Source organism: Rossellomorea sp. QJM3NY_18 (genome assembly GCF_056173145.1).
This window is the reverse complement of sequence record NZ_CM149659.1, coordinates 3,030,793-3,057,733: the sequence shown is the minus strand read 5'-3', so window position 1 is coordinate 3,057,733 and position 26,941 is coordinate 3,030,793. Positions and strand designations below refer to the sequence as shown.

Annotated in this window: 26 protein-coding genes and 1 riboswitch; of the genes, 25 read left to right on the top strand and 1 reads right to left on the bottom strand. The window is 44.2% G+C overall.

From position 1 onward, the window contains the following. The first annotated feature begins 49 nt into the window (after positions 1-49). The 17 genes from AC0VXY_RS15790 (at position 50) to AC0VXY_RS15710 (ending at position 18,556) form a co-directional block, all read left to right on the top strand. On the top strand, positions 50-1,747 hold the full coding sequence (locus AC0VXY_RS15790) for an AMP-binding protein (RefSeq protein ID WP_435989938.1): 1,698 nt from the start codon (positions 50-52) through the stop codon (positions 1,745-1,747). Positions 1,748-1,882: 135 nt separating this feature from the next. After that, on the top strand, positions 1,883-2,470 hold the full coding sequence (locus AC0VXY_RS15785; protein WP_475525796.1) for a TetR/AcrR family transcriptional regulator: 588 nt from the start codon (positions 1,883-1,885) through the stop codon (positions 2,468-2,470). A 21-nt stretch (positions 2,471-2,491) separates the two neighbouring features. Continuing rightward, positions 2,492-3,262: an enoyl-CoA hydratase gene (locus AC0VXY_RS15780; protein WP_435989940.1), complete on the top strand. Its 771-nt coding sequence runs from the start codon at positions 2,492-2,494 to the stop codon at positions 3,260-3,262. Positions 3,263-3,395: 133 nt separating this feature from the next. Next, positions 3,396-4,169, top strand: coding sequence for an electron transfer flavoprotein subunit beta/FixA family protein (locus tag AC0VXY_RS15775; protein WP_034757067.1), 774 nt, complete (start codon positions 3,396-3,398; stop codon positions 4,167-4,169). A 43-nt stretch (positions 4,170-4,212) separates the two neighbouring features. Next, positions 4,213-5,193: an electron transfer flavoprotein subunit alpha/FixB family protein gene (locus tag AC0VXY_RS15770; protein ID WP_475525795.1), complete on the top strand. Its 981-nt coding sequence runs from the start codon at positions 4,213-4,215 to the stop codon at positions 5,191-5,193. Positions 5,194-5,416: 223 nt separating this feature from the next. Continuing rightward, complete coding sequence (trxA, locus tag AC0VXY_RS15765) at positions 5,417-5,731, top strand: thioredoxin (protein WP_435989942.1); 315 nt, start codon at positions 5,417-5,419, stop codon at positions 5,729-5,731. Positions 5,732-5,955: 224 nt separating this feature from the next. Further along, positions 5,956-7,143, top strand: a complete 1,188-nt coding sequence (locus AC0VXY_RS15760; protein WP_435989943.1) for a hypothetical protein — start codon at positions 5,956-5,958, stop codon at positions 7,141-7,143. Between the two features lie 160 nt (positions 7,144-7,303). Next, positions 7,304-8,257, top strand: a complete 954-nt coding sequence (locus AC0VXY_RS15755) for an NAD-dependent epimerase/dehydratase family protein (RefSeq protein ID WP_475525794.1) — start codon at positions 7,304-7,306, stop codon at positions 8,255-8,257. After that, positions 8,238-9,170, top strand: a complete 933-nt coding sequence (locus tag AC0VXY_RS15750) for a lysylphosphatidylglycerol synthase transmembrane domain-containing protein (protein WP_475525793.1) — start codon at positions 8,238-8,240, stop codon at positions 9,168-9,170. Before AC0VXY_RS15755 ends, AC0VXY_RS15750 begins: the two co-directional genes overlap by 20 nt. Before the next feature lie 6 nt (positions 9,171-9,176). Then, positions 9,177-10,637, top strand: a complete 1,461-nt coding sequence (locus AC0VXY_RS15745; RefSeq protein ID WP_475527878.1) for an alkaline phosphatase family protein — start codon at positions 9,177-9,179, stop codon at positions 10,635-10,637. Next, positions 10,630-11,397, top strand: coding sequence for a glycosyltransferase family 2 protein (locus tag AC0VXY_RS15740; RefSeq protein WP_435989946.1), 768 nt, complete (start codon positions 10,630-10,632; stop codon positions 11,395-11,397). The genes AC0VXY_RS15745 and AC0VXY_RS15740 overlap by 8 nt, the downstream gene beginning before the upstream one ends. Before the next feature lie 119 nt (positions 11,398-11,516). Continuing rightward, positions 11,517-12,266: a hypothetical protein gene (locus AC0VXY_RS15735; protein WP_475525792.1), complete on the top strand. Its 750-nt coding sequence runs from the start codon at positions 11,517-11,519 to the stop codon at positions 12,264-12,266. A 44-nt stretch (positions 12,267-12,310) separates the two neighbouring features. Then, positions 12,311-13,231, top strand: coding sequence for an FTR1 family iron permease (locus AC0VXY_RS15730; protein ID WP_475525791.1), 921 nt, complete (start codon positions 12,311-12,313; stop codon positions 13,229-13,231). 134 nt (positions 13,232-13,365) lie between these two features. After that, on the top strand, positions 13,366-14,127 hold the full coding sequence (locus tag AC0VXY_RS15725) for a hypothetical protein (protein WP_475525790.1): 762 nt from the start codon (positions 13,366-13,368) through the stop codon (positions 14,125-14,127). A gap of 5 nt (positions 14,128-14,132) precedes the next feature. Further along, a complete protein-coding gene (locus AC0VXY_RS15720) occupies positions 14,133-14,843 on the top strand; it encodes a hypothetical protein (protein WP_475525789.1) in 711 nt (236 codons plus the stop codon). Beyond that, the gene (gene uvrC, locus AC0VXY_RS15715) at positions 14,840-16,609 is read left to right on the top strand and encodes an excinuclease ABC subunit UvrC (RefSeq protein ID WP_435989950.1); all 1,770 of its coding nucleotides are present in this window, start codon (positions 14,840-14,842) and stop codon (positions 16,607-16,609) included. The genes AC0VXY_RS15720 and uvrC overlap by 4 nt, the downstream gene beginning before the upstream one ends. Positions 16,610-16,951: 342 nt before the next feature. Beyond that, positions 16,952-17,130, top strand: a riboswitch (Lysine riboswitch). A 187-nt stretch (positions 17,131-17,317) separates the two neighbouring features. Beyond that, a complete protein-coding gene (locus tag AC0VXY_RS15710; protein ID WP_475527877.1) occupies positions 17,318-18,556 on the top strand; it encodes an aspartate kinase in 1,239 nt (412 codons plus the stop codon). A gap of 59 nt (positions 18,557-18,615) precedes the next feature. On the opposite strand, the gene AC0VXY_RS15705 is transcribed toward AC0VXY_RS15710, so the two are convergent. Next, positions 18,616-19,053, bottom strand: a complete 438-nt coding sequence (locus tag AC0VXY_RS15705; RefSeq protein WP_435989952.1) for a YslB family protein — start codon at positions 19,051-19,053, stop codon at positions 18,616-18,618. 351 nt (positions 19,054-19,404) lie between these two features. Between AC0VXY_RS15705 and AC0VXY_RS15700 the strand changes: the two genes are divergently transcribed. The 8 genes from AC0VXY_RS15700 (at position 19,405) to racE (ending at position 26,831) form a co-directional block, all read left to right on the top strand. Then, entirely contained in the window at positions 19,405-20,013 is a 609-nt protein-coding gene (locus tag AC0VXY_RS15700) for a succinate dehydrogenase cytochrome b558 subunit (RefSeq protein WP_098439694.1), read from the top strand. A gap of 73 nt (positions 20,014-20,086) precedes the next feature. Then, complete coding sequence (sdhA, locus tag AC0VXY_RS15695) at positions 20,087-21,850, top strand: succinate dehydrogenase flavoprotein subunit (RefSeq protein ID WP_435989953.1); 1,764 nt, start codon at positions 20,087-20,089, stop codon at positions 21,848-21,850. Next, positions 21,850-22,617, top strand: a complete 768-nt coding sequence (gene sdhB / locus AC0VXY_RS15690; protein ID WP_060671328.1) for a succinate dehydrogenase iron-sulfur subunit — start codon at positions 21,850-21,852, stop codon at positions 22,615-22,617. The genes sdhA and sdhB overlap by 1 nt, the downstream gene beginning before the upstream one ends. A 106-nt stretch (positions 22,618-22,723) precedes the next feature. Further along, entirely contained in the window at positions 22,724-24,325 is a 1,602-nt protein-coding gene (locus AC0VXY_RS15685; protein ID WP_475525788.1) for a bifunctional metallophosphatase/5'-nucleotidase, read from the top strand. 136 nt (positions 24,326-24,461) lie between these two features. Further along, positions 24,462-24,932, top strand: a complete 471-nt coding sequence (locus tag AC0VXY_RS15680) for an acyl-CoA thioesterase (protein ID WP_435989955.1) — start codon at positions 24,462-24,464, stop codon at positions 24,930-24,932. Between the two features lie 146 nt (positions 24,933-25,078). Next, positions 25,079-25,303, top strand: coding sequence for a helix-turn-helix domain-containing protein (locus tag AC0VXY_RS15675; RefSeq protein WP_032087424.1), 225 nt, complete (start codon positions 25,079-25,081; stop codon positions 25,301-25,303). 259 nt (positions 25,304-25,562) lie between these two features. Further along, a complete protein-coding gene (locus AC0VXY_RS15670) occupies positions 25,563-26,021 on the top strand; it encodes a MarR family winged helix-turn-helix transcriptional regulator (RefSeq protein ID WP_475525787.1) in 459 nt (152 codons plus the stop codon). A 9-nt stretch (positions 26,022-26,030) separates the two neighbouring features. Next, positions 26,031-26,831: a glutamate racemase gene (gene racE, locus AC0VXY_RS15665; protein WP_435989957.1), complete on the top strand. Its 801-nt coding sequence runs from the start codon at positions 26,031-26,033 to the stop codon at positions 26,829-26,831. Positions 26,832-26,941 lie beyond the last annotated feature (110 nt).

The window sequence follows — 26,941 nt, the reverse complement described above, 5'->3', positions numbered from 1 at the left end:
TAATAATGAATAGAATAAATTTTCTAACTATTCAGAAGGAGGGATTACAATGAACCAACCATGGCTTGCTGAATACCCGGCGGAAATACCAAAGGAGCTCAACCTTGTTGAAAAACCTTTGCAGTCCTATTTGACCGAAGCCGCTTCACTGTATGGAGATAAAGCAGCGATCCATTTCATGGGCAAAGAGATAGGATACAACGAACTATACGAATCGGCTCTCAAGTTCGCAGGCTACCTTAAAACACTGGGGATCAACAAAGGCGATCGGGTGGCGATCATGCTTCCCAATACCCCCCAATCCGTCATTGCCTATTACGGCATCCTTTATGCAGGCGGAGTGGTGGTGCAAACCAATCCATTATATATGGAAAGGGAAATCGAATATCAAATGAAAGACTCCGGAGCCAAGGTGATCCTTACATTGGACATTCTGTATCCAAGAGTATCGAAAGTGATGAAAAACACCGATCTTGAGCACATCATTGTAACCGCTATCAAAGACTATCTTCCATTCCCTAAGAATCTCATTTACCCATTCATCCAGAAGAAACAATATGGTATCGTCGTGAAGGTGGACCATAGAGGTCAGAATCATTTATTCACGGAAATCATGAAAACGGCGGTGGCTGAAGCGATATCCCAGGAAGGATTCGATTTTGAAAATGATCTGGCCCTGCTTCAATATACAGGCGGTACGACAGGTTTCCCTAAAGGCGTCATGCTGACCCATAAGAATCTGGTGGCCAATGCCTCCATGTGCGATGCCTGGCTGTATAAGTGTAAAAAAGGAGAAGAAAGAATGCTCGGGATCCTTCCATTCTTTCATGTGTATGGCATGACTGCCGTGCTGATTCTCTCCGTCATGCAGGGATATAAGATGATCCTGCTTCCAAAATTTGATGCAGAAACAACATTGAAGACGATACAGAAGCTGAAGCCCACCCTGTTTCCAGGAGCTCCGACGATCTATATCGGACTCTTGAATCACCCGGATTTAAAGAAATATGACTTATCATCCATCGATTCATGCCTCAGTGGAAGTGCGCCATTACCGGTTGAGGTGCAGCAGCAGTTCGAGGAAGTCACGGGTGGGAAGCTCGTCGAAGGATACGGATTGACCGAATCATCCCCCGTCACTCATTCCAATTTCCTTTGGGATAAAGCGAGGATAAAGGGAAGTATCGGTGTCCCATGGCCGGGTACGGACAGTGCCGTGTTTTCAATGGAAACGGGAGAACCCCTGCCTCCAAATGAGATGGGTGAGATCGTCGTCAAAGGTCCACAGGTGATGAAAGGATACTGGAACCGGCCTGAGGAAACGGAACAAACGTTAAAGGACGGATGGCTGTTGACGGGAGATATAGGGTATATGGATGAAAAGGGCTATTTTTACGTAGTGGATCGTAAGAAGGATATGATCATTGCCGGCGGCTTTAATATCTATCCCCGGGAAATTGAAGAAGTCCTGTACGAACATCCAGCGATTCAGGAAGTTGTCGCAGCAGGGGTTCCAGATCCGTATAGAGGGGAAACCGTCAAGGCATACGTTGTCTTGAAAGAAGGAGAGTCCCTGACTGAGGAGGAACTGAATGAATACTCCCGTAAATACCTGGCTGCCTATAAAGTGCCGAGGATTTATGAATTCAGGAAGGAACTGCCTAAAACAGCTGTAGGGAAAATCCTCAGAAGGGCCCTCGTGGATGAGGAGCGGAAAAAGATCGAGGATGAGCAGAAAACAAGTTAGATGATCACCCACTTGAGCTTTTTCTTTTTGATTGGAAGTGGGACAGGGATCCTTCTTGACAATCAATGAGAAACCTTTTATTATTGAAATATGAATGAATGGTCATTCATATTTTGTTAAGGCAGGTCAAAACTTATGAAACGAAATAAACCAAAATACATGCAAATAATCGATGCTGCTGTTATTGTGATAGCAGAAAATGGGTACCACCAGGCACAGGTGTCAAAGATTGCCAAACAGGCAGGTGTGGCTGACGGAACCATCTATCTTTATTTTAAAAACAAAGAAGATATCCTGATTTCGTTGTTTAAAGAAAAAATGGTTCTCTTTGTCGAAAAAATTGAAGAAGTTGTTGCAGGAAAACAGACAGTTTCAGAGAAATTATTAGTGATGATTGAAAATCATTGTAGGATACTGTCGGATGATCATCATCTCGCCATCGTCACACAATTGGAGCTTAGACAATCGAATAAAGATATCCGATTGAAAATCAATGATGTGTTAAAGGGCTATCTGGAATTAGTCGATAAGATCCTGATCAGCGGGATCGAAACAGGCGAGTTCTCAAGTGATCTTAATGTTCGCCTCGCCCGCCAGATGATCTTTGGTACTCTGGATGAAATGGCGACAACATGGGTGATGAACGATCAAAAATACGACTTAGTCGAACAAGTCCCTGCTATTCATAAGCTATTGCTTCATGGATGCGGAGGCAGGAACTAAACTAGTTTAGGGGGATTAGAGATGGAAAGTTTATCATGGGTCTTAGAGGGACAGGTTGCAACGGTCCTGATTCAAAGACCTCCCGCAAATGCACTCGCAAGTGGACTCATCAAGGAAATCGACGCGGTTCTTGATGAACTTGAAACCAATTCGGATGTCCGGGTGATCTTACTGAAAGGTGAAGGACGCTTCTTCTCGGCTGGTGCCGATATCAAGGAATTCACGACGATCGAAACTGGTGAGGAATTCTCCAAGCTTGCGAAAAAAGGTCAGGACGTCTTTGAACGGATGGAGAACTTCCCGAAACCGATCATTGCAGCCATTCATGGTGCCGCTTTAGGTGGCGGACTGGAACTCGCAATGGGCTGTCATATCCGATTGGTGAGTGAAAATGCCAAACTAGGCTTACCGGAACTTCAACTCGGGCTGGTTCCCGGATTTGCAGGATCCCAGCGCCTTCCGAAACTGGTTGGACGGGCGAAAGCGGCAGAAATGCTGTTGACGAGTGACCCGATCAGCGGAACAGAAGCGGTTCAGTGGGGTCTTGCCAATAAGGCGTACCCTGAGGACGAGCTTTTCGATAAGGCGAAAGAAATGGCCGATAAGATTGCGAAGAAGAGCCCGGGAGCCATGAAGGCTGCCATTGAACTATTAAGTTATACAAAAGATGACCGGTTCTATGAAGGTGTTATGAGAGAATCGGATCTGTTTGGTGAAATATTTGTGTCCGCGGATGCCAAAGAAGGTATTTCGGCGTTCGTTGAAAAGAGAGAACCACACTTTAAAGGCTAGAATACATTCTAGTAATATAGTAAACTCTAATTGAGGGGCAGTGTTGAATGTCAATGCTGCCCATTCAAAGGGGTTGAATTGTCGAAATCTTTTTAAGGGAAAGAATGTTTACATTATTAGGAGGGACTTACGAATGAACATCTATGTACTTTTGAAAAGAACGTTTGATACTGAGGAGAAAATTTCGATCCAAAACGGTCAAATTGCCGAAGACGGGGCTGAATTTATCATAAATCCTTACGATGAATATGCAGTCGAAGAAGCAATTCAAGTCCGTGATGCACATGGCGGCGAAGTGACAGTGGTGACTGTCGGCGGGGAAGAAAGCGAAAAGCAATTGAGAACCGCTTTAGCAATGGGTGCTGATAAAGCAGTCCTTATCAATACAGAGGATGATCTTGATCATGGAGATCAATTCACAACAGCCAAGATCCTTGCTCACTATTTAAAAGAGCAGGAAGTAGATTTGATCCTTGCAGGTAATGTAGCCATTGACGGTGGATCTGGACAAGTCGGCCCACGTGTGGCAGAACAGCTTGATATTCCTTATGTAACGACGATCACGAAACTGGAAATCGATGGTGAAACGGTAACGGTCACGCGTGACGTTGAAGGGGATTCAGAAGTCATCGAAACGTCCCTTCCACTCTTAGTGACAGCTCAACAAGGATTGAACGAACCTCGTTACCCATCCCTTCCTGGAATCATGAAGGCAAAGAAGAAGCCTTTGGATGAAGTGGAATTGGACGATATCGATTTAGACGAAGATGATGTAGAAGCGAAGACCAAGACAATTGAAATCTACCTTCCACCGAAGAAGGAAGCCGGTAAAGTATTAGAAGGCGAATTGGACGCTCAAGTATCAGAGCTTGTTTCCCTTCTTCGCAATGAAGCGAAAGTTATATAAGCGAGAATCACAGGAATAACTAACATTCAGGGGGTATTTTAACATGGCGAGAAAAGTATTAGTACTTGGAGAAGTTCGGGACGGATCATTACGTAATGTTTCCTTTGAAGCGATTGCAGCAGGTAAGACAGTATCTGAAGGCGGAGAAGTTGTCGGCGTTTTAATCGGCAAAAGTGTAAGCGCTTTAGGAAACGAAATGATCCAATATGGTGCCGATAAAGTAGTGGTAGTGGAAGATGATAAACTGGAACAGTACACCTCAGATGGCTATTCACAGGCGATTCTGTCAGTCATTGATGAAGAGAAGCCTGAAGGAATCATTTTCGGCCATACAGCACTTGGAAAAGACCTGTCTCCTAAAGTGGCAAGCAAACTCAGCACAGGATTGATTTCGGATGCAACGGATCTTGAGGAAGCAGGCGGTAACCTCGTCTTTACAAGACCGATTTATTCAGGAAAAGCATTTGAAAAGAAAATCGTGACTGACGGTGTAATCTTTGCGACGATCCGTCCAAATAACATCGAGCCTTTGGCGAAGGATGAGTCACGTACAGGAGAAGTTACCTCCCTTTCTGTCGATATTAAAGACTTACGTACGATCATTAAAGAAGTCGTTCGCAAAGCAAGCGAAGGGGTGGATCTTTCTGAAGCGAAAGTCATCATCGCCGGCGGACGCGGAGTGAAGAGTGAAGATGGATTCAATCCTCTTCAGGAACTTGCTGACGTGCTTGGTGGAGCTGTCGGAGCTTCCCGTGGTGCGTGTGACGCTGACTACTGCGACTACTCATTACAAATTGGTCAAACAGGTAAAGTCGTAACGCCTGATTTGTATATTGCATGTGGTATTTCAGGAGCTATCCAGCATTTAGCGGGTATGTCCAACTCCAAGGTCATCGTTGCGATCAATAAAGATCCTGAAGCGAATATCTTTAACGTAGCGGATTACGGAATCGTTGGAGACCTGTTTGAAGTGGTACCGATGTTAACGGAAGAATTCAAGAAATTAAAAGTATCTTCTTCTTAATCCGTTTAATCCGTCCATACGTTTATAGGAACGATTAAGGGGTATGAGAATAATATGAATACAAATAAGGACGTAGCTGAATCACGGGCTGCGCCTTATTTTTTCTCCCCCGAGTATATTCCATATTCAAACGGGAATATTACCTACGAGCAGAAAGATAGCATCCATAAAAAAACGGTGATATACTTACGTTACATTCAAAGATTTTAGGAGGCGCATATATATGGCTATTACACATGCAACTGATCAATCATTCACAACTGATACAAACTCTGGACTGGTACTTGCAGATTTCTGGGCTCCTTGGTGTGGACCTTGTAAAATGATCGCTCCCGTACTGGAAGAGCTTGATAGCGAAATGGGCGACAAAGTGAAAATCGTCAAAGTCGACGTTGATGAAAACCAGGAAACAGCAGGTAAATACGGGGTTATGAGTATCCCGACTTTAGTTGTCCTTAAAGACGGCGAAGTTGTAGACAAAGTAATCGGTTTCCAACCTAAGGAAGCACTTGCTGAATTATTAAACAAACACGCATAAGAAATGTCGATGGAAGACCGGGGCTGAAGTTCAGCTCCGGTTTTTTTGTTGTTTTGCCGCAACAAATCATAAAAGTGACAACCCTCCAATACACTGCAACGAACTCCCTAAAGTGTTCCCCGCCAATAAATTTTCAAAAACTCGTTGACTATGAGAATCGTTCTCGATATAATTTAAATGGAATTGAAAATCATTATCAATTAAACAGTCGGAGGTTTATACATATGAGAAAGAGAGATTTAACGAAGATTTTTGCAGCATTCTTATTAACAGGTTCCGTTTTGGCGGGTTGTGGAACAGATGAGAAGAGCAGTGAGGACAAAACGTCTGCTTCAAATGATTCAAAACAGGTTGAAAAAGAAGATGAAGCTGAACAAGCGGACATTGATTTCTCTGCCTCATTTGAAGAAGCAAAGGCTGAACTTTCAAAAGCGAAAGAAGACAAAGAAGTCGATTATGATAAAGTGACGTCCATTTATAAGGATGACTTACAGGAGCTTGTGCAAAAACGTGATCAGGAAACTGAAGGTAAAGTGGATGAACATATTTCCACAGCTCTTGAAGCAGGTAAGGATGGTTCCCTCGATCAAGTGGTGGTAGCACAGATTTTTGATAAATTAATGCAAAAAGTTTTCTATACATCGATGAAGCATGAATTTACGGAGGTAGCGGAAAACTGGGGAAATAAAGAAGAAGTGAATGAAGAAATAGCAGAAGCGAAAGAGTTCTATGACATTCTTGAGCCAACTGTTCAAAAGCGTGACCAAGCTTATGATACGAAAATGATTGATGCGATAAATGGTGGATTCAGTGAAATGGAGAAGGCGGTCGAAGAGGATGATGAGCTCGGCTTCCAACTGGGCAAACAAGTTGTGGATAAGACGCTCATGAAGACATTTTATCTTGCAGCAGGAGCCCTTCCGAACGGATATGCGATGAAAGCCTCTGAAGAAGCGAAGGAAAATGCTGAAGCTGCAAAAGCGGAGCAGGCAGAAGGCTGGGCATTCTATCAATCTCTTGATAGTTATCTATCAGGGAATGCTCCTGAAGAAGCAGAAATGATTAACAAACAATTCGATCTGCAAACCGATGTGACATCCATCGACCCTGAAGCAGTGAACCATGCATTTGTTCGCGGTTTCTCTAAAATCGCCATACACGAATATGAGGAAAGTGGAGAGAACTGGGGCGAAGATAAAGCGGCAATCACAGCCTTGGAAGGTGCACTGTTCATTGACCTTATCTCATCAGATCTAAAGAGTCTCATGGGAGAAGAAGAATATGAATCTCTATCAAGCGATGCTCAAAGCTACTTAGAAGCTGTTAAGTCACAGGATAAAGAGAAAGCAGAAACGCTCAGAACGGACATTCAGAACGTATTGAATGATGTGGTGGCGAAAGCGAATAAATAGTTTATTGGGTTGACCCTGAATAGTGTGTAAAGTCCATCCTTCAAGTTCTGCTTGGGGGATGGCGCTTTTTTGCACATTGGGGTCAACCCTTTTTCACTTTCTCCCTTAGGTGAGGTACAATATAGAAATGATTAAATCGTAATGTACGAGGTGTAAGGAATTGAAGATTATTGTTACAGGCGGTGCCGGGTTCATCGGATCCCATCTATCCAGAAAGCTCATTGAAGAGAAACACGAGCTGTTGATCATAGACAGCTTTCATCCCTATTATTCACCTGAAAGAAAAAAGAGGCAGTTGTCCTTTGTGAGGGAAATGGGTTCATTCCGCTTCGTCCAAAAAGATTTACTACTAGATGAACAGGAATTACAAGAAGTATTTCATGATTTTAAAGCCGATTGCGTCGTCCACCTGGCGGCGATTCCAGGCGTTTCCCATTCCTTGCGTGTGCCGAATGAATATGTCGATTACGACATCAAGGCGACCATCAACACGCTGCGGATGGCGGGGGAGAGCGGAATCCGTAAATTTGTCTTCGCTTCTTCTTCCTCCGTCTATGGAAATACCGATCACAAGCCATCTAAAGAAGATGACGCAACGGGTGAGGTAGTGTCTCCATATGCCGCTGCAAAGTACAGTGCCGAATCGTTCTGTAAAGCCTATGCGTCCATTTATGGAATGGACTTGACGATCCTTCGTTTCTTTACGGTTTATGGGCCATGGGGCAGACCCGACATGGCTATTTATTCGTTTATCAAAAAGCTGATGAATGGTCAGGAAATCCCGATATATGGACTGGAAAATAAGAGGGATTATACGTACATAGATGATATCGTGGATGGTACATATAAGGCGGTCAGAAGTGAAGCGTCGGGAACATTTAACCTCGGCAATGGTTCGCCGGTTTCTATGGAGGACCTGATAAGTGAACTGAGAACACACTTCCCTTCACTTCAGCTCAAAGTCACGGATAGAAGAGTAGGGGATGTGACATCTACCTACGCAGATAGTATGAAGGCAAAAGAGGTCCTCGGCTATTCTCCTTCCGTCTCCTTTGCAGAAGGAATAAAAAGAACGGTTCAATGGATGAAAGAACATGAACAAAACGTATTATAATTTCGCAAAAAATGCTGTTAGATTCGTATTATTGGGTCTGTTTTTCATCCTGGTCACCTTCTATTTTGACAAAGAGTTTATGATGGAAGCCATCGGGCAGATGGTTGAACACCCTTTTATCCTATTCAGTGTTCTGGGAATCTATTTTTTATCTTTTTTACTGAAGGGGATGGCGTGGAAAATCTACCTGAATGAACATGTGCGATTATCAAGCTGTTTAATCGGATTGTTTTACAGTTTGTTGTTCAATCATGTGTTTCCGTTGAAGGTAGGAGACGGGCTGCGGGTCATGGTGATGAATCAGCGTGAAAAGCAAATCAGTGTTGCACGCTCGTTTCATTCTGTATTTGTCTTGAGAGTGATGGACATTTTATTTCTCATGATTCTGGCAGGAATCGGGCTGCTCTTTATTCCGCTGCCACTAAAACTGCCGGGTTTATACTCGATTGGATTGGTCGTGGGTTCTGTATTGATAGGGGTACTTCTACTAAGGTACGTCGCTTCCGACTTTCTCTGCATGCAGTTCAGTATGCTGAAAGCTGCCTTATCAGGTGGCAGGGGGCTCCTGGTCATCACCCTCGTATTCATGAGCTGGATATTGGAAGGGGCCATTCTTTATGGAGTTTCCATAATCATGCTTGAACCCCTATCTATGGGTAAGGCGGTTTGGGTCAATAGTGTGACGATCATCGGCCAGTTATTTCAATTTGCCCCTGGAGGAATTGGTACGTATGAATCGGTCATGAGCTATACATTGCTTACTGCCGGTATCCCACTTGGCATTGGTCTTTCCATGGCGATCGTGAGTCATGGGTTAAAGTTTATATTCTCCTTTATAGCAGGAGGAATCGTAATTGCTGTATGCCCCGTTTCCATCAAAAATGTGAAACGGTGGAGCAGGATGAAAGGATGAATGAAATTGAAGAGCGCATCAAAATTTGAAAAAACGGCGGCCAGATGCTGGAACCTGCTGAATGAAGGGAAACCATTCACCCCTATTTTCGTCATAGGGACCATGACACTCTTTCATTTACAAGGGTTGCTGCAAGGGGAATGGTTTCCATTCCTCATAAGCTTGCTGTTTACCCTACCCCTATTTATTTTGTATTTCTATTATGATTTTCCGTTGTTCCTGAGAAACTATTTATGGATTCCGATCATCGGCTATCTGTTATTCTTTGAATCACCCAATTTAGCTCTGTGGGGCTTCGGGATTGGTCTTTATTTCTTTTTTACCGTCTTTTTCTGGGGAACATTTTATTACCATCTCCGGATCGGGACGGATTGGCTGAATTTCACCCGTTTTTGGAAACTGGTGTTGAAGAACAGTGACTCAACGAGCGGAAATGCCCAGGAACAGCTTCCGAAATTCCTGCTGCTGCTAGCGGTGTGGGATGGAATGATGACGAATCTAGCCACAGGGGAACTGCTTCCGGCCACTCATTATTTCGTATTCTGCGGTGCAGTATTCGCTTTAGCGTTCATTCTTCACCATTTCCTTTTTGACTGGAAGCCGAAGCAGTATGACTCCTTTACAACCGGTGAGGCGATTGACGAGGAGCTGATGAATGAAAAAGTGGTTGTCATCGTGATCGACGGGATGAGGAAAGAACGCTTCTATGAAGCGAATACGCCATATCTTGATTCATTGATGGAACAGGGGACCGAGTATTTGAATATGGAAACCGTCTATCCTGCAAGAACGGTTGTCTGCTTTTCGTCCATGTTCACAGGCACTTATCCGAAGGAACACGGCATGAAATCCAATATGGTCTGGAAGCTTGGGATCAAGGTGGAAAGCATCTTTGATTCTCTACGGAAAGTAGGGAAAAAAGGGAAGATGCTGGGGATTGCCCATCTGGTGGATTCCTTCGGCAAAGATGTTGAGACGGTCACTGCCGTGATGCATAAAGACAAAGCAGATCGAAATATTATCAATAAAGCGAAAGTCATCATGGAAGAACAGGACCCTGATCTATTCATTGTCCAATTGATCGGTACAGATCAAATCGGGCACAGCAGGGGCGTCCTATATGATGAATACATCGAAAAGATTGAAGAGGCGGATCGCCTGATACAAGAATACGTCAAGTGGCTCGAAACGGAAGGGAAGATGGAGAACACGACCCTTATGATATGTGCGGATCACGGACAGGCAGATGGAATCGGCGGACATGGTCATCTGGATGAAGGGGAAAGATACGTCCCATTCTTTATGGTCGGCCCGGGGATCAAACAGGGAGAGAAAGTCCAGGAGAAAAGAAGTCTTGTTTCCATGGCCCCTACCATCGCCCATTTATTAGGGGCGCCATTTCCGAGTCACAGCAGGGGACCTGTCCTCAACGAGGCGTTAAAGGAGCGTTGGAAGCAACATGAATAAACAGAAAGTCATTGTGTTTATGCCGGCCCATAATGAAGAAGAGTCGATCGGGGATGTCATTAAGCGGGTGCCCCGCTCCTTCCACCCTTCCGTAGATGTGGAAGTATTGGTCATCAATGACGGGTCAACGGATCGAACGGTTGAAGTGGCTAAAAGGTCTGGTGCCGATCACATCATAACATTTGAGAATAATCGGGGCCTGGGTGCCGCGGTGAGAGAAGGACTGCGTGCATCCTTTGACCTCCATGCTCACATCGGGGTCATGATTGATGCGGATGGAGAGTACCCGCCAGAACAAATACCCGAACTATTGCAGCCGATTTTTAAAGGGGAAGCAGATTATACCATGGGGTCTAGATTCTTGGGTACCATCAATGGGATGAAGCTTCACCGCCGGTTGGGCAACTATTGTTTTACCCTTCTTCAATGCGTCCTTCTCAGAAAGTGGATCTACGATGGGCAGTCCGGTATGAGGGCGTTCTCGAGACAGGCCATGGAACATGCTGAAATCATACATGATTACAATTATGCTCAAGTGTTAACCTTGAACCTTATCCGTAAAGGATTTCGGGTGAAGGAAATCCCGATTTTATATTATGTGAGAACGACGGGCCGGTCCTTCATTAAGTTCAAAGCCTATATGTCTTCTGTTCTTCCCGCCATTATACAAGAGATGAAAAAACCGGTGGAGAAGGTATATGTGGAAGAGCAGGCCCATTACATCCCTTCAGATGAAGGAACGAACCATTTTGCAAAATAACAACATAAAACCTCATCTTTAACAAAAAATAAGTACTCCGGCTCCTATGCTTGAGTACTTATTTTTTATTGACAATACGAATGATAATCATTATCATTGAAAATAGGAGGGAATCATACATGAAAAAATCGTTCATAACCACCGTACTACTGTTTTTATTAGGAAGTATCTTGCTGTCTTCACAGGCATCCGCCTATTCATACGGCGACCCGAGTGAGGAGAAGATAGCAGAAGCGTATAAAGAAATCATGATCAAGCTTGATGAAGACCCTCCGAATTATTCAGAGTCCAAAAAGATTTATGAAACGGTTCGAGAAGAAGTGGATCAGCATATGGGTGAAGAACCTTCGAAGATCATCCTTCAGAACCTTGATAACAAAGAAAAGAAAGAGGCAATTGAAAACCTGGATGAACTCCTTGTCCTCAATATTGCCAGAAGACTTGAAAGCATTGATAAAAACTTCTCGGAATATGATACGAGTAAGCGATTACTCGCAAAAGGATTTGCTACATATAAAACGTTATCCCCGAAAGTAGAAGGGGAAAACCCTGAATTGGATCAAAAGATCAGGACTGAATTCGATCAAGCGCTCTCATCCCTCGGGAACCCGGGGTTGTTCGGAGTCGGAACAAAGGAATCCGATCAGGACGCGTTTAAAGAAAGTAAAACATTCATAGTGGATTCGCTGCAAAAAGAATTCGACATTAAAAGTCTTGAAGTCGGACATTTTTCTGAAAGTGCCACTGAGGAATCAAGCGGGAAACAGGAGTGGACGGATATTTCCAACCTGAAGAACTGGTTACCCATCATCATTATCGTGGGGGTTCTTGCTGCAGCGATTGTGTATGCCGTCAGAAAACGTAAATAAGGTCACTATAGAAATAGTCTTTAAGCAAGTAAGGGGGAACTAATGTGGAATTACAAGCTTTACTGATCACCTTTCGTGAAGTTCTGGAAGCGTTACTGATCATCGGGATCATCACTACCTATCTGAAGAAAACGAATCATGGCCGGTTTACAAAGTTTGTCTGGCTGGGTGCAGGATTAGCGATAATAGCCAGTGTAGGCGTAGCGATGCTTTTTCAGGTCGTCTTTACGGGATTTGCCGCCATGGGAAGCGAGATGTACCTGAAGATCGGCATCATGCTGGTCTCCTCCGTCCTTCTTACCCAGATGGTCTTTTGGATGGCGAAGCACAGCCGTGATCTTAAAGGAAACATGGAAGGGAAAATGAAGCATTTTATTTCGACAGGTAATATTGTCGGGATGGTGATCCACTCGTTCCTCGTTGTGCTCCGCGAAGGTGTGGAGACCGTATTCTTTTTCGCCGCCATCACAGGTGGGGATATCGGAGCGGCCATGCAGGGCTGGGGAGCGATTACGGGAGTCGTCATCGGTTGTGTCGTAGCTTACTTCTTCTTTAAAGGCACAATGAGAATTTCATTGAAGAGCTTCTTTAAAGTGACCGGTGCATTCATTATCCTCATATCTGCAGGACTTCTTGTACAGGCGATTTCCATGATGCAGGATATAGGGTTGATCGGCAGTGTGATTCCACATCTTTACGACCTGACCTGGATACTGCCTGAGCATCCGATCGATTACGCCCATTACTTGCGTGATACGGGAACTGCCCCGTTGTTATCCGGTGATGTAGGCATTTTCCTTAAAGCGTTGTTCGGATATTCTTCCATGCCGTCCATCGAAGAAGTGATTTCGTATATCGGCTATTTCGTAGCGATTTACTTCCTGACTGCACCGAAGCGGGAGTCGGTGAAAGCAAAGGAAGAGGTCAAAGGCGGAGTGAAGGATTTGAGTCCACAAGCTAAATAAATTGTATCAGTGCCAAACCTCATTACCCTTAATGATTGAACACCCTTTTCGAAAGGTGTACACTCTTTAAAGGAATGTATGTTTGGTGCTTTTTTTAATGGTTGAGAGTCTAACAAAGTATGAGGGTGAAGTCGTTGAGAGTGAAGAGTGGGGAGTTTATGAGTTGGCCGAATGTGGCAGGGGCATTTGCTGTGATGGCTATTTTTGTTCTTCAGGTGATGTGGATCCCATCCTACGCGGCTACTTGGGATATGGTGGATTTTGCACTGGGTGTCCTGCATTTTGATATGTATCAGATGCAGCCCCATTTCCCAGGATATCCTTATTTCATCTTGGGAGGCAAGGTCCTTCATCTGATGGTGGGAGATCCCGTCCAAGCCCTGACCCTATTTAATATCATCCTATATGGAAGTGCGATCATCCCTCTTTTTCTGTTGATGAAACGAATCGTGCGACCGGCTTATGCAGGGATGGCAGCGGCGATCGTTTATACGAGCAGCTTCACAGTCCTGATGGTGAATCAGCCGATGTCCGAGGGAGCGGCAGTCGGGGTGATGTGGTGGTACATATGGAGTTTGGTTTTCGCCAATGAGAGAACTCATAACGGATTTCTCATCCTTCCCCTGTTCCTATTCAGCCTGCTTCTTGGAATCAGATTATCCTATCTGGTCTTTGGAATCGGGATCCTGATGGTCCTGTACAGAAAGTGGAAGGAAGGCATGGTAACATTCCTGGATACCTTCGTTTACCTCCTCATTGCAATCCTGTTCCAGCTCCTCTGGGTAGCGGGCATCAGCATGTCAGAAGGGGGATATGAAAGCTTCCTCCGATTGGCCCTCTCCTTCACGAACGGACATTTTCAAGAATGGGGGGAACGATCGGTGCCTCAGATCTAAGCCTCTTGGACAGAATCGTGAAACTGATCTTTGTCAACACGATTTGGGTTGGGGGTGTAGGTGAATCCCTGCTCCTTCTCATTCTAATGGTGGTCGGTTTGGCTGCAGTAAGGAAGGATTCACACGGGAATCGTTATATGACAAGCCTGATGCTGATGCTAATGGGAAGTTATTTTCTTTGGGCCCTTTTTGCCCAGAATGTGATGAAGCCCCGTCATGCTTTGCCTTTGATCGGGATCGCTTTGTTCCTTGGAGCGGGAAAGCTGCTTTCACAACGACTTTCCCGGGCAGGTTTCAAACTTGTCCTCTCATTCCTTCTGCTTCAGGTTTACCATACAAGTACGTTATTATATAAACATGCATCGGACGTTCCGGCTGTCTATCAAATGGCCGATTATTTAGAGAGTGAAGGGAAAGGAAAGCCTCTCGTCGTATATACATGGGAAGAGTCCAGGGTACTCGAGTATCTTGACGTCCCTTTTATTCATAAGAAAGTACAAACGTACGAAGTGTTTACCACTGACGCAGGGTATTACCCTGAACGAGATATTTATCTGACAGATAAAGTAGTCGAAGGGTTTAAAAAACAGGGGATCCAGGTGGATGGATTCGTTAAAGTCGAGAAGCATTTCCATTCCAGTGAGCTCATCGATCCCATCTATCACGACCTGACATTATATAAATGGGAGAAACAGAGGGAGGAGGAAGAAGGATGAATCAGAATATCACGAATAAATTAGCGCTGCTTCCCGACCAACCGGGCTGTTATTTAATGAAAGACAGGCAGGGTACGATCATCTATGTGGGAAAGGCCAAAGTATTGAAAAACCGGGTGCGTTCCTATTTCACCGGCTCCCATGATGCGAAAACCCAGCGGCTGGTAGGGGAGATCGAGGATTTCGAGTACATCATGACGTCATCTGACCTGGAAGCCCTTGTCCTCGAAATGAATTTGATCAAAAAGTATGACCCTAAATACAATGTCATGTTGAAGGATGATAAAAGCTATCCGTTCATTAAGTTAACGAATGAACGCCACCCGAGACTCATTACCACAAGAAAGGTCCAACGGGGAAAGGGAAAGTATTTCGGTCCCTATCCTAATGTCGGGGCGGCAAATGAAACGAAAAAACTTCTCGACCGCTTGTATCCTTTACGGAAATGTTCGAATCTTCCCGACCGTGCCTGCCTTTACTATCATATCGGCCAATGCCTTGCTCCCTGTATTAAAGAAGTGAGCAAAGACACATACCGTGACATGACAGATGAAATAACCCGATTCTTGAACGGCGGATACAAGGAAATCAAGAACCAGCTGACGGTGAAAATGAATGAAGCCTCGGAAAATCTGGAATTTGAAAGAGCGAAGGAATTCCGCGATCAGATTCTTCATATCGAAGCGACCATGGAAAAGCAGAAAATGACGATGACCGATTTCACGGATCGTGATGTGTTCGGATATTTCGTTGATAAGGGCTGGATGTGTGTTCAGGTATTCTTCGTCCGGCAAGGTAAGCTCATTGAGCGGGATGTGTCATTATTCCCTCTCTATAATGAACCTGAGGATGAGTTTCTCACGTTTTTAGGTCAGTTCTACTCCAAATCCAACCACTTTAAGCCGAAAGAGATCTTTCTGCCTGAAGCGATTGATATCGATCTCGCGGAAAAACTTCTGGAGGTAAAAATGACCCGGCCGAAACGTGGAAAGAAGAAAGAGCTTGTGAAGCTTGCAGAGAAAAATGCCAAACAGGCACTTGGAGAAAAATTCGCACTGATCGAGAGAGATGAAGAGCGGACGATTAAAGCCATTGAGCGCTTGGGGGATCATATGGGCATTTATACGCCTTTCCGGATTGAAGCCTTTGATAACTCAAATATTCAAGGAAGTGATCCTGTTTCGGCGATGATCGTCTTCTTGGACGGGAAACCTGCCAAGAACGAATACCGCAAGTACAAGATTAAAACCGTCAAGGGGCCAGATGATTATGATTCCATGAGGGAGGTTGTCCGGAGGAGATATACGAGAGTGTTGAAAGACGGACTTCCTTTACCGGATCTCATCATCATCGATGGAGGAAAAGGTCAGATCGAAGCGGCAAGGGATGTGATTGAGAATGAATTGGGTCTCGACATCCCGATCGGTGGCCTTGCGAAAGACGACAAGCATCAGACGTCGGAATTGCTGTACGGAAACCCGTTACAGATCGTCCCCCTCGAAAAGCGCAGCCAGGAATTTTATCTCCTGCAGCGGATCCAGGATGAAGTTCACCGGTTCGCCATCACCTTCCACCGTCAACTTCGAGGAAAGAGCGCATTCCAGTCGACCCTTGACGACATCGACGGTATCGGTCCAAAACGGAAAAAACAGCTTCTTAAACACTTTGGTTCAATGAAAAAGATGAAAGAAGCGACAGTGGAGGAATTTACAGAAATCGGAATTCCAGAAGCCGTGGCAAAGATATTGGTGGAGAAGTTGAAGTAAGTAATGATTGAAAGCCATTATCTTTTACTTTTAATAGAAAGATTGGTCGATTTATTTATTACTTCAGCAGTAATTAGTGAATAAGCAGAGTTGATTGGAGCGCAAGGTGCTCGACTCCTGCGGGAAACGCGTGGAAGTTGAGACCCCACAGGGCTTTAGCCCGAGGAGGCTCAACCCACGCCCCGCGGAAAGCGAGCAGCTGGAGCGCAAATCAACCACAGTATGCTCATTCAAAACTTCCAACGAAAACACAATAAAATGAAATATTGACTCAATTAATCATTGAATCAATATTTCCCCTATGCTATACTTAACAAAAATTTATAACATTATCACTTTTTAAGTGGTGATAGAGGTGCGAACTTCAAAAGTACAGGTAAAGAGGGGTATGAGCCCCGCCGACATGCCTGGAAAGGGGAGAATCGCCGAAGTGGTTATAGTCTCATGCTATATCCGCTGGTCCTGCGTTTAAGAAATGCAGGATTGTCAAGATGATTCAATCTTGGAGAGCTATCTCACAATGCCGATGAACCTATTTGTATGTTCTGCTGTATGTTCATAAAGCAATGAGATATTATTCTCATTGCTTTTTTTATTATCAGCGCAGGATTTTGTTATAAAGATCCTGTCCTATGAACGTTTAGGATGATTGTGATTGTACTCTTCATCATGAAAAAGAGCGGCGACGCTCAGAAAGAGGGAGAAGTCGTGAGTATTATTATTCAAAAATTCGGTGGGACTTCAGTAGGGTCTGTGGAAAGAATTCAAAATGTTGCGTCTAGGATCATTGAAGAAAAAGAAAGAGGGAATGATGTGGTCGTCGTCGTATCTGCCATGGGAAAAACGACGGATACACTTGTTGGTCTTGCAAGGGAGATCACGTCCCAACCGAGCAAAAGAGAAATGGATATGCTGCTTTCAACCGGGGAACAGGTGACCATTTCACTCCTTACGATGGCCCTTATCCAATCGGGACATGATGCCATTTCATTCACGGGCTGGCAGGCTGGCATCGAAACGGAATCTGTCCACAGCAATGCAAGGATTACAAATATTCATACCGATAAAATGGCGACTCACCTTCAGAAAGGAAGAGTGATCATCGTGGCGGGATTCCAGGGCATGACAAATTCGGGTGAAATCACAACACTTGGCAGGGGCGGGTCGGATACAACGGCCGTTGCGATTGCAGCTGCCCTGAAAGCGGAGCGCTGTGACATCTATACAGACGTAGACGGGGTTTACACGACAGACCCCCGCTATATAAAAGGAGCAAGGAAGTTACCGTCGATTTCCTATGATGAAATGCTCGAACTTGCAAACCTCGGGGCGGGGGTCCTGCATCCAAGGGCTGTGGAGTTTGCCAAGAATTATCAAATTCCTTTAGAAGTCAGATCCAGCATTGAACGAGTGGAAGGAACGTATATTGAGGAGGAAGCAAGCATGGAACAGAACTTAATCGTACGAGGGGTAGCCTTTGAGAATGAAATTACACGCGTCACTGTATTTGGACTGAGAAATGCTTTAACAGGACTATCATCTGTGTTCACAACGTTGGCCGAAAATCATTTGAACGTAGATATCATCATTCAGACCCAGACGGATCAGAAAACGACCAATCTATCTTTCTCCATCAAGGAGCACGATCTCGATGAAACCCTCGCTGTTCTGGAACGAAATAAAGAGCAGTTGAATTTCACACACGTCGAGCATGAGAGTGGGCTTGCGAAAGTTTCCATCGTCGGTTCGGGGATGATTTCAAACCCGGGTGTGGCCGCGGAAATGTTTGAAGTACTGGCTCAAAATGACATTGTGGTGAAAATGGTCAGCACTTCTGAAATTAAAGTGTCGACAGTAGTGGATGGCGAGAATATGCAAAAGGCGGCAGGTGTCTTACATACGGCCTTTCATCTGGATGCCGTGAAGATGGAAGAAGTCACGCTGTAAGATCATTATGAAAAAGGGTTGTCCTGAATGTTCAGGGCAACCCTTTACTAGGAGATTGACTACTCAATCCGGTCTTTGTCGTCCCATCTTACAACCACTTTGACCGATTGACTCCGTTTATGTAATTCGTCAGCAGCTTCTGCCACACATTTTCTTAGAAGCTGAATTTGTTCGGCAATAAAGCCCGTTTCCAGTTTGAAGTTCACATCCGTTTTCAGTGACAGACGCCGTTCGATTACAGGTCCATTCAATTCAAATGTCATCTCATTTCTTTTTTGTTCCAGAAGTGTAAGGGTGCCCCATCCTGCTTCCTCGAAAAAGGAAGAAATTTCTTCCGTTGACTGAAGGGGGAATTTCCTCGAGAGCTGCTTTCCTCCCCAGTACAGGATATCGGGTGTGTGCTTTCCTAATATGTCTGGAATCAAGATGTCGCGTAACATTTCATATCCGAAGATTGGAACGGACGGCTGATGTACTTCTTCTTTTTTCTGTTCCAAGTAAATCCCCTCTTTCTATAAAACTATTATATACATGAAAGAGGTAATTATCATCCCATACCTTGAAAAAATGACCTTGGGATATTTTGGTGCTATAATATTTATTGTTTATTTATTAGAATTTTCGAACATTTAATCAGGCAAAACCTCATGTTTTTCGTTGTTGATATATTGAAAATATTTTTGCGGTATTGTCGAATTTATGTATACGTTTTCTTGACGCTTCCACTCCTTGGGAGTAAAATGAACATGTCACATTATTGTTACAATATAAAATATGTATCGTTGTCTAATCATTAGTGAAAGGTATTAGAAAACGAATTCATATTTTATCATTAAGGGGGGTAAATCATGGCTGGAAATCGAGAATTTAATTATCGCAGGCTTCATTCATTGCTAGGTGTTATTCCAGTTGGATTATTTTTAACACAACATTTAGTCGTGAACCATTTTGCCACTGGTGGGGAAGAATCATTTAACCAGGCGGCACATTTTATGGAAAGTCTTCCTTTCCGTTATTTCCTTGAAATCTTTATCATCTTCCTTCCATTGTATTTCCATGCAATTTACGGAATTTACATTGCATTCACTTCCAAGAATAATGCAAGCAGGTTTGGTTATTTCCGTAACTGGATGTTTTTACTTCAACGCGTATCTGGAGTGATCACATTTATTTTCGTAACATGGCATATTTGGGAAACAAGGGTCGCTGCAGCGTTCGGCGCTGAAGTGAATTTCCAGATGATGGAAAATATTTTATCCAATCCGTTGATGTTAGGATTTTACGTGCTAGGTGTTCTTTCAACGATTTTCCACTTTGCAAATGGATTATGGTCATTCTGCGTTAGCTGGGGACTTACGGTTACACCTCGTTCTCAATTAATTGCTACATATGTTACGATCGGGATTTTTGTTGCGTTATCGATTGTCGGTATGCGTGCAATCTTTGCCTTCGTATAAGCAGAAAAAATATACGAGTCTGATAGATAGGTAAGTGCTCTTAGAAGTATGGTAGGAAAAGGAGTGAGTCACGATGAGTAAAGGCAAAATCATTATTGTCGGTGGCGGTTTAGCCGGCTTGATGGCCACAATTAAAGCAGCAGAAAAAGGAACGCAAGTCGATTTATTCTCACTGGTACCCGTTAAGCGTTCTCACTCTGTTTGCGCGCAAGGCGGTATTAATGGAGCCGTTAACACAAAGGGAGAAGGGGATTCTCCTTGGGTGCATTTTGATGATACCATTTATGGTGGGGATTTCTTAGCGAATCAACCGCCTGTTAAGGCAATGACGGAAGCAGCACCCGGGATCATTCATTTGCTGGATCGTATGGGTGTCATGTTTAATCGTACACCGGAAGGATTACTGGATTTCCGTCGATTCGGTGGCACGCAGCATCATAGAACTGCTTTCGCCGGTGCAACGACTGGTCAGCAATTATTATATGCATTGGACGAGCAGGTTCGCCGTCATGAAGTGGCCGGGTTAGTAAGCAAGTTCGAAGGTTGGGAATTCCTTGGAGTCGTCATTGATGACGATGGAGTCGCAAGAGGGATCGTTGCCCAGAACCTTCAAACGATGGAGATCAAATCATTTGCAGCAGATGCCGTAATCATGGCTTCCGGTGGACCGGGGATCATCTTCGGTAAGTCTACAAACTCTGTCATCAATACGGGTTCAGCTGCATCAATCGTCTATCAACAAGGTGCGTATTATGCAAATGGTGAGTTCATTCAAATTCACCCGACAGCCATTCCTGGTGACGATAAACTTCGTCTTATGAGTGAATCGGCGCGTGGTGAAGGTGGACGTGTATGGACATACAAAGACGGTAAGCCATGGTACTTCCTTGAAGAGAAGTATCCTGCATATGGTAACCTTGTACCCCGTGATATCGCAACACGTGAAATCTTTGATGTGTGCGTAAACCAAAAGCTTGGTATCAATGGCGAGAACATGGTTTACCTCGATCTGTCTCATAAAGATTCAAAAGAGCTTGATATCAAGCTTGGCGGAATCATTGAAATCTATGAAAAGTTCATGGGCGATGATCCACGTAAAGTCCCAATGAAAATCTTCCCTGCCGTTCACTATTCAATGGGTGGACTATGGGTCGATTATGATCAAATGACGAATATCCCTGGTTTATTCGCAGCAGGTGAATGTGATTATTCTCAGCACGGTGGTAACCGCTTAGGGGCTAACTCATTACTATCCGCTATCTATGGCGGTATGGTTGCAGGTCCTAATGCGATTAAGTATATTGAAGGACTTGAGAAAACAGTAGAATCTGTCCCATCTTCATTATTCGACCGCTATGTGAAACAGGAAGAAGAAAAATGGAACAACATCATGTCTCTGAACGGCACTGAGAATGCTTATGTCATCCATAAAGAGCTTGGGGAATGGATGACGGATAACGTAACGGTCGTACGTCATAATGACAAGCTTCAACAAACGGATGAAAAGATCCAGGAATTGATGGAACGTTACCAAAATATCAACATCAATGACACGGCTAAATGGAGCAACCAAGGGGCGACATTCACACGTCAATTGTGGAACATGCTGCAACTTGCCCGCGTCATCACAATCGGTGCATTAAATCGTAACGAAAGCCGCGGAGCCCATTACAAACCTGACTTCCCGGACCGTAATGATGAGGAATTCCTGAAAACGACGATGGCAAAATACAATGCCGCGACGAACACTCCTGAATTCCATTATGAAGATGTAGATACATCACTGATTGCACCGCGTAAGCGTGACTATTCTAAGAATAAAGGGGGAAGTAAATGATGAGTGAAAATAAAAAAGTCCGTTTTATCATAACTCGTCAAGAAAGCCCGGAAACAGCCCCTTTCCAAGAAGAGTTCGAACTTGATTACAGACCGAATATGAACGTCATTTCCGCCTTGATGGAAATCCGTCGTAATCCGGTCAATGCAAAAGGGGAACACACAACTCCGATTAACTGGGACATGAACTGTCTGGAAGAAGTGTGTGGAGCTTGTTCAATGGTCATCAACGGTAAACCGAGACAGTCTTGTACGGCTTTGGTCGACCAACTCGAACAGCCGATCCGTCTTGAGCCTATGCGCACATTCCCTGTTGTCCGTGACCTGCAGGTAGACCGCAGCCGCATGTTTGACAGCTTGAAGAAAGTGAAAGCATGGATTCCGATTGATGGGACGTATGATCTTGGTCCTGGACCGCGTATGCCTGAGAAGAAGCGTCAGTGGGCATATGAATTATCGAAATGCATGACTTGTGGTGTATGTCTGGAAGCCTGTCCGAACGTAAACAGTAAGTCAGACTTCATCGGACCAGCACCATTATCTCAAGTGCGCTTGTTCAATGCGCATCCAACAGGTGCCATGAACCAGGATGAACGCCTTGAGTCAATCATGGGCGACGGTGGACTTGCCAACTGTGGGAACTCACAAAACTGTGTTCAATCCTGTCCAAAAGGAATTCCTTTGACGACTTCGATTGCGGCACTAAACCGTGAAACCACGTTCCAAATGTTCAAAAACTTCTTCGGAAGCGACCATATGGTTGATTAGTACTTTCTAATGAAAAGCACTTTCCTTCGGGGGAGTGCTTTTTTGTTATGGCTCATAAAATGAAGTCAATTGTCGCATAGTAGACTACAAATGAGCATATGGAGTGATGAGTGTGAAGCGAATCGGATTGATATTCGTCATCTTGTTATCCAATCTATCCCCTGTTGACCTGGATGAGGTGAAAGCAAAGGAAGAGGAAGATGGGGGATCTTTCCGTCTGACGATCCTGCATACGAATGATGTTCACTCTCATTTGGAAAATGTTCCGTATTTGCATACAGCAATTAAAGAAGAGCGTAAAAAGGATAGGGAAGCCCTTTTGCTGGATGCGGGGGATGTGTTTTCGGGTACGTTGTTTTTTAATGAATATCTTGGACAGGCAGATGCTGCATTCATGAATGAAATTGGCTATGACGCCATGACGCTGGGAAATCATGAATTCGATAAGGGAAGTGAGGTGCTGGCGAACTTTATTAAGAAATTATCCTTTCCCGTGGTGAGCAGCAATGCGGATGTCCGTCTTGATCCTAATCTTGCTCCTTTAATGAAAAGTAATATTCCGGAACAGTCAGAAGGTGGAAAGATTTACCCTTTTATCATTCAAACTGTCAAGGGAGTGAAGATTGGCGTCATCGGACTCACAACCGAAAATACGGCTTTCCTTTCTGCTCCAGATAAGAAGATAGTCTTTCTTGATGCCGAAAAGAAAGTGCGTGAAGAGATGACAAAACTTCAGGCAAGGGGCGTGAATCACATCATCCTGCTGTCTCATCTGGGAGTTCGACAAGACAAAGTGTTGGCTCAAAAGGTGAAAGGAATCGATATCATTGTCGGCGGCCATTCTCATACACGATTAGAACCCCAGCTTGTGTACAATTTGAAATCGGAACCGACTCTGATTGTACAGGCGGATGAGTATGGAAAGTCACTTGGTAAATTAACGGTTGTATTTTCCGAAAAAGGGGTGCTGACCGGGTGGAATGGTGAGCTGCTGGATGTGTTGGCCAAAGATCAAATAGGGAATGACGTTTATCCTCCTGATCATTGGGCAGAAAAGAGATTGGCACAATTGCGGAAGCCCATTGAAAAGGTAGTAAAGACCATGGATGTTGGTGTAACGAACATTCTATTAAATGGTAATCGTCAGGACGTTCGGACCAAAGAGACCAATCTAGGCAACCTCATTACAGATGCCATGCTGGAAAAAGCGAATCAATATGCCCCGACCCAAATCGCATTTCAAAATGGTGGTGGAATCAGAAATTCTATCGGTACGGGGAACATTACCTTGGGAGATGTGTTGGAGGTGCTGCCATTTGGGAATACCCTTGTCACATTGAACCTGACGGGTGAGGAGATCCTTCTCGCCTTGGAACACAGTGTAGCGAACCTGGACGGGGAGACAGGTCAATTTCTTCAAGTATCGGGCATGACATTTCGCTTTGATCCCTCAAAGCCCATTGGCAATAGAATAACGGAAGTGAAAATACAAGGGGCTCCTCTTGACCATTCCAAGAGGTACGGGGTCGCAGTCAATGCATTCCTTGCAGATGGAGGGGATGGTTTCACGGTATTGAGACAAGCGAAGGAAAACGGCAGGATATCCGAGTTGCACCTCAATCTGTATGAGGTGATGAGTGAGTATCTGACCAGGCATTCCCCTGTTTCCCCGCAAGTGGAGGGAAGAATCGTGGAACGAAAAGAATAGGTAGGAAAGAGCCGGTTTTTCTTGCCGGCTCCATTTTATGCATATAGGTTTCTTATTTTTCAGAAAAGGGGTATAATAAAAATGAATGATCATTCATTTTTTATTTCCATTTTCGTTTACTAAAGGAGGAGCCAATTTGAAACATTTTACATACATTGAAGATATAGAAACATGGCAACAAGAATTTTCATTTTCTATCCATATTAAGGTCCGGTTTTCTGAGACTGATATGTTTGGACACATGAATAACACCGTTCCATTCACGTATTTTGAAGAAGCCAGGATCGAATATTTAAAGCACATTGGATTTATGCAAAACTGGGTTAAACCCGAGCATGATACGATCCCTGTCGTTGCAGATTTACAATGTGATTTTGTAAAACAAGTATTCTTCGACGAGACGTTGAAGGTATATGTGAAGGCAGATCGTGTTGGTCGCTCTTCAGTAGATTTACATTACATGGGTCTGAATGAAGAAGAACAGGTTTGCTTTACTGGTAGAGGAACCATGGTGCAAATATCAAAGGAAACTGGAAAAGGTGTCCCTTGGACGGGAGAAATGAAGGCGAAGCTCCACAGCGAAAAGGTGGTCTCGAGCCCGGTTTAGGTTGTGAAAGAAACCGCTGCCTATTTTTTCATCTAACTTCCTTCTCTATGTCACTCTAAACCCTACCTTCACATATGATATTCTGACGACCAACAATACCCATCCCCGCGGTTTAAAGCTGGCGAAGGCAAGGAGGGTTACCATAATTGAAGGACAATGATTTTACACACAAACCGTTGCTCACCAAAAGAGAAAAAGAAGTATTCGAACTGTTGGTTCAAGACAAAACAACTAAAGAAATTGCTAGTGATCTATTTATTAGCGAGAAAACAGTTCGAAATCATATTTCCAACGCCATGCAAAAGCTTGGAGTGAAGGGGCGATCTCAAGCTGTTGTAGAGCTTCTTCGCATGGGGGAACTCAAGCTTTAAATGTAAGGGACTGATTCTGATGCCGAACAATTAACAGGTTTCTAAACATGATACCTATTAATGTTTGAATGAGGGTCAGTCTCTTTTAGTTCTGTTCCCTTTTGAGAACTTGTCTTGAATTTTTCCACGAAAAAGGCGAAAATGCTAGTAAGGGGAATACGTGCTTAACCAATTATGGATATACGGAGCTAAAACTAAAGCGTTCCGAGTTATCAAAAGGAGTAAATGTCCGGTTTCTGAATGTAAAAGGAGAGAAATAATGACGAATTCTAAAGAGCAATCCACTGAAGATATACAAGTTGTGGCAGATATTGAGAAAGACCTGCGATACATATCATCAATCATTAAGCAAAAAGGAAGAGAGATATTAAGTCAGTACACCATCACGCCTCCACAGTTCATCGCGCTGCAATGGCTATTCGAATATGGGGATATGACAATTGGAGATCTTTCAAATAAGATGTACCTTGCTTGCAGTACTACGACGGATCTTGTTGATAGAATGGAAAAAAACCAGTTAGTGGAGCGGGTCAAGGATGAGAATGACCGTCGCGTCGTGCGCATTCATATGTTAAAAGAGGGCGAAAGAATTATTGAAGAAGTAATCAAGAAAAGGCAGAATTATTTACAGAGTGCCTTAACGGATTTCTCTGACCAGGAAGTGCTATTATTAAAAGATCTTTTAGCAAAACTTCATCAAGAAATTAAACCAGAATGAGGGAATAATGTGATTCAACCAATCGGCATCATTGATTCTGGGGTAGGGGGGCTCACCGTCGCAAGAGAAGTGATGCGTCAGCTGCCGAAAGAGACCATCTATTATTTAGGTGATACAGCCCGTTGCCCCTACGGACCCAGATCAGCACAAGAAGTAAAAGCTTTCACGTGGGAAATGACTCAATATCTCATGCAATATGATATCAAAATGCTGATCATTGCCTGTAATACAGCCACTGCGGTTGTGCTGGATGAAATTCAGACACACTTGGACATCCCGGTGATAGGGGTCATTCATCCTGGGGCCCGTGCTGCGATCAAGCATACTCATAATAGGAAGATCGGTGTCCTTGGAACCGTGGGGACGATTAATAGCGGCGCCTATGTGGAGGCCCTTCACTCCCTACACGGTAGTCTGGACGTCACGTCACTCGCCTGTCCGAAGTTTGTTCCGTTAGTGGAAAGTGGAGAGTACGACAGTTCCATGGCGGCTGATATTGTAGGGGAGACGCTTCATCCCCTTAAAGAGTCCGGGATTGATACGTTGATCCTGGGGTGTACCCATTATCCATTGCTGCAGCCGAAGATACAGGCTTATGTGGGCCCTGAGATCAGTGTCATAAGTTCCGGGGACGAAACCGCCCGGGAAGTCAGTACGATCCTTGATTATTACAACCTCCTGTACAGGGGAGTCTTTCAGCCGGAACACCGCTTTTTCAACACAGGATCTTCGGCGATTTTTTCACGGATCGCCTCCGATTGGCTGACAGTGGGGGAAGTAAAAGCAGAAACCATCCGTTTACAAGAGTAGGATCTTGTGGTCGGGTGGTTTTTTTATATTGTTGTCCTTATTATGAAAAGTTTCGGTCTATTTTTTGGGCGGGGCTCGTATATATGTTAGTACAAACTGTCTTTTAGGAG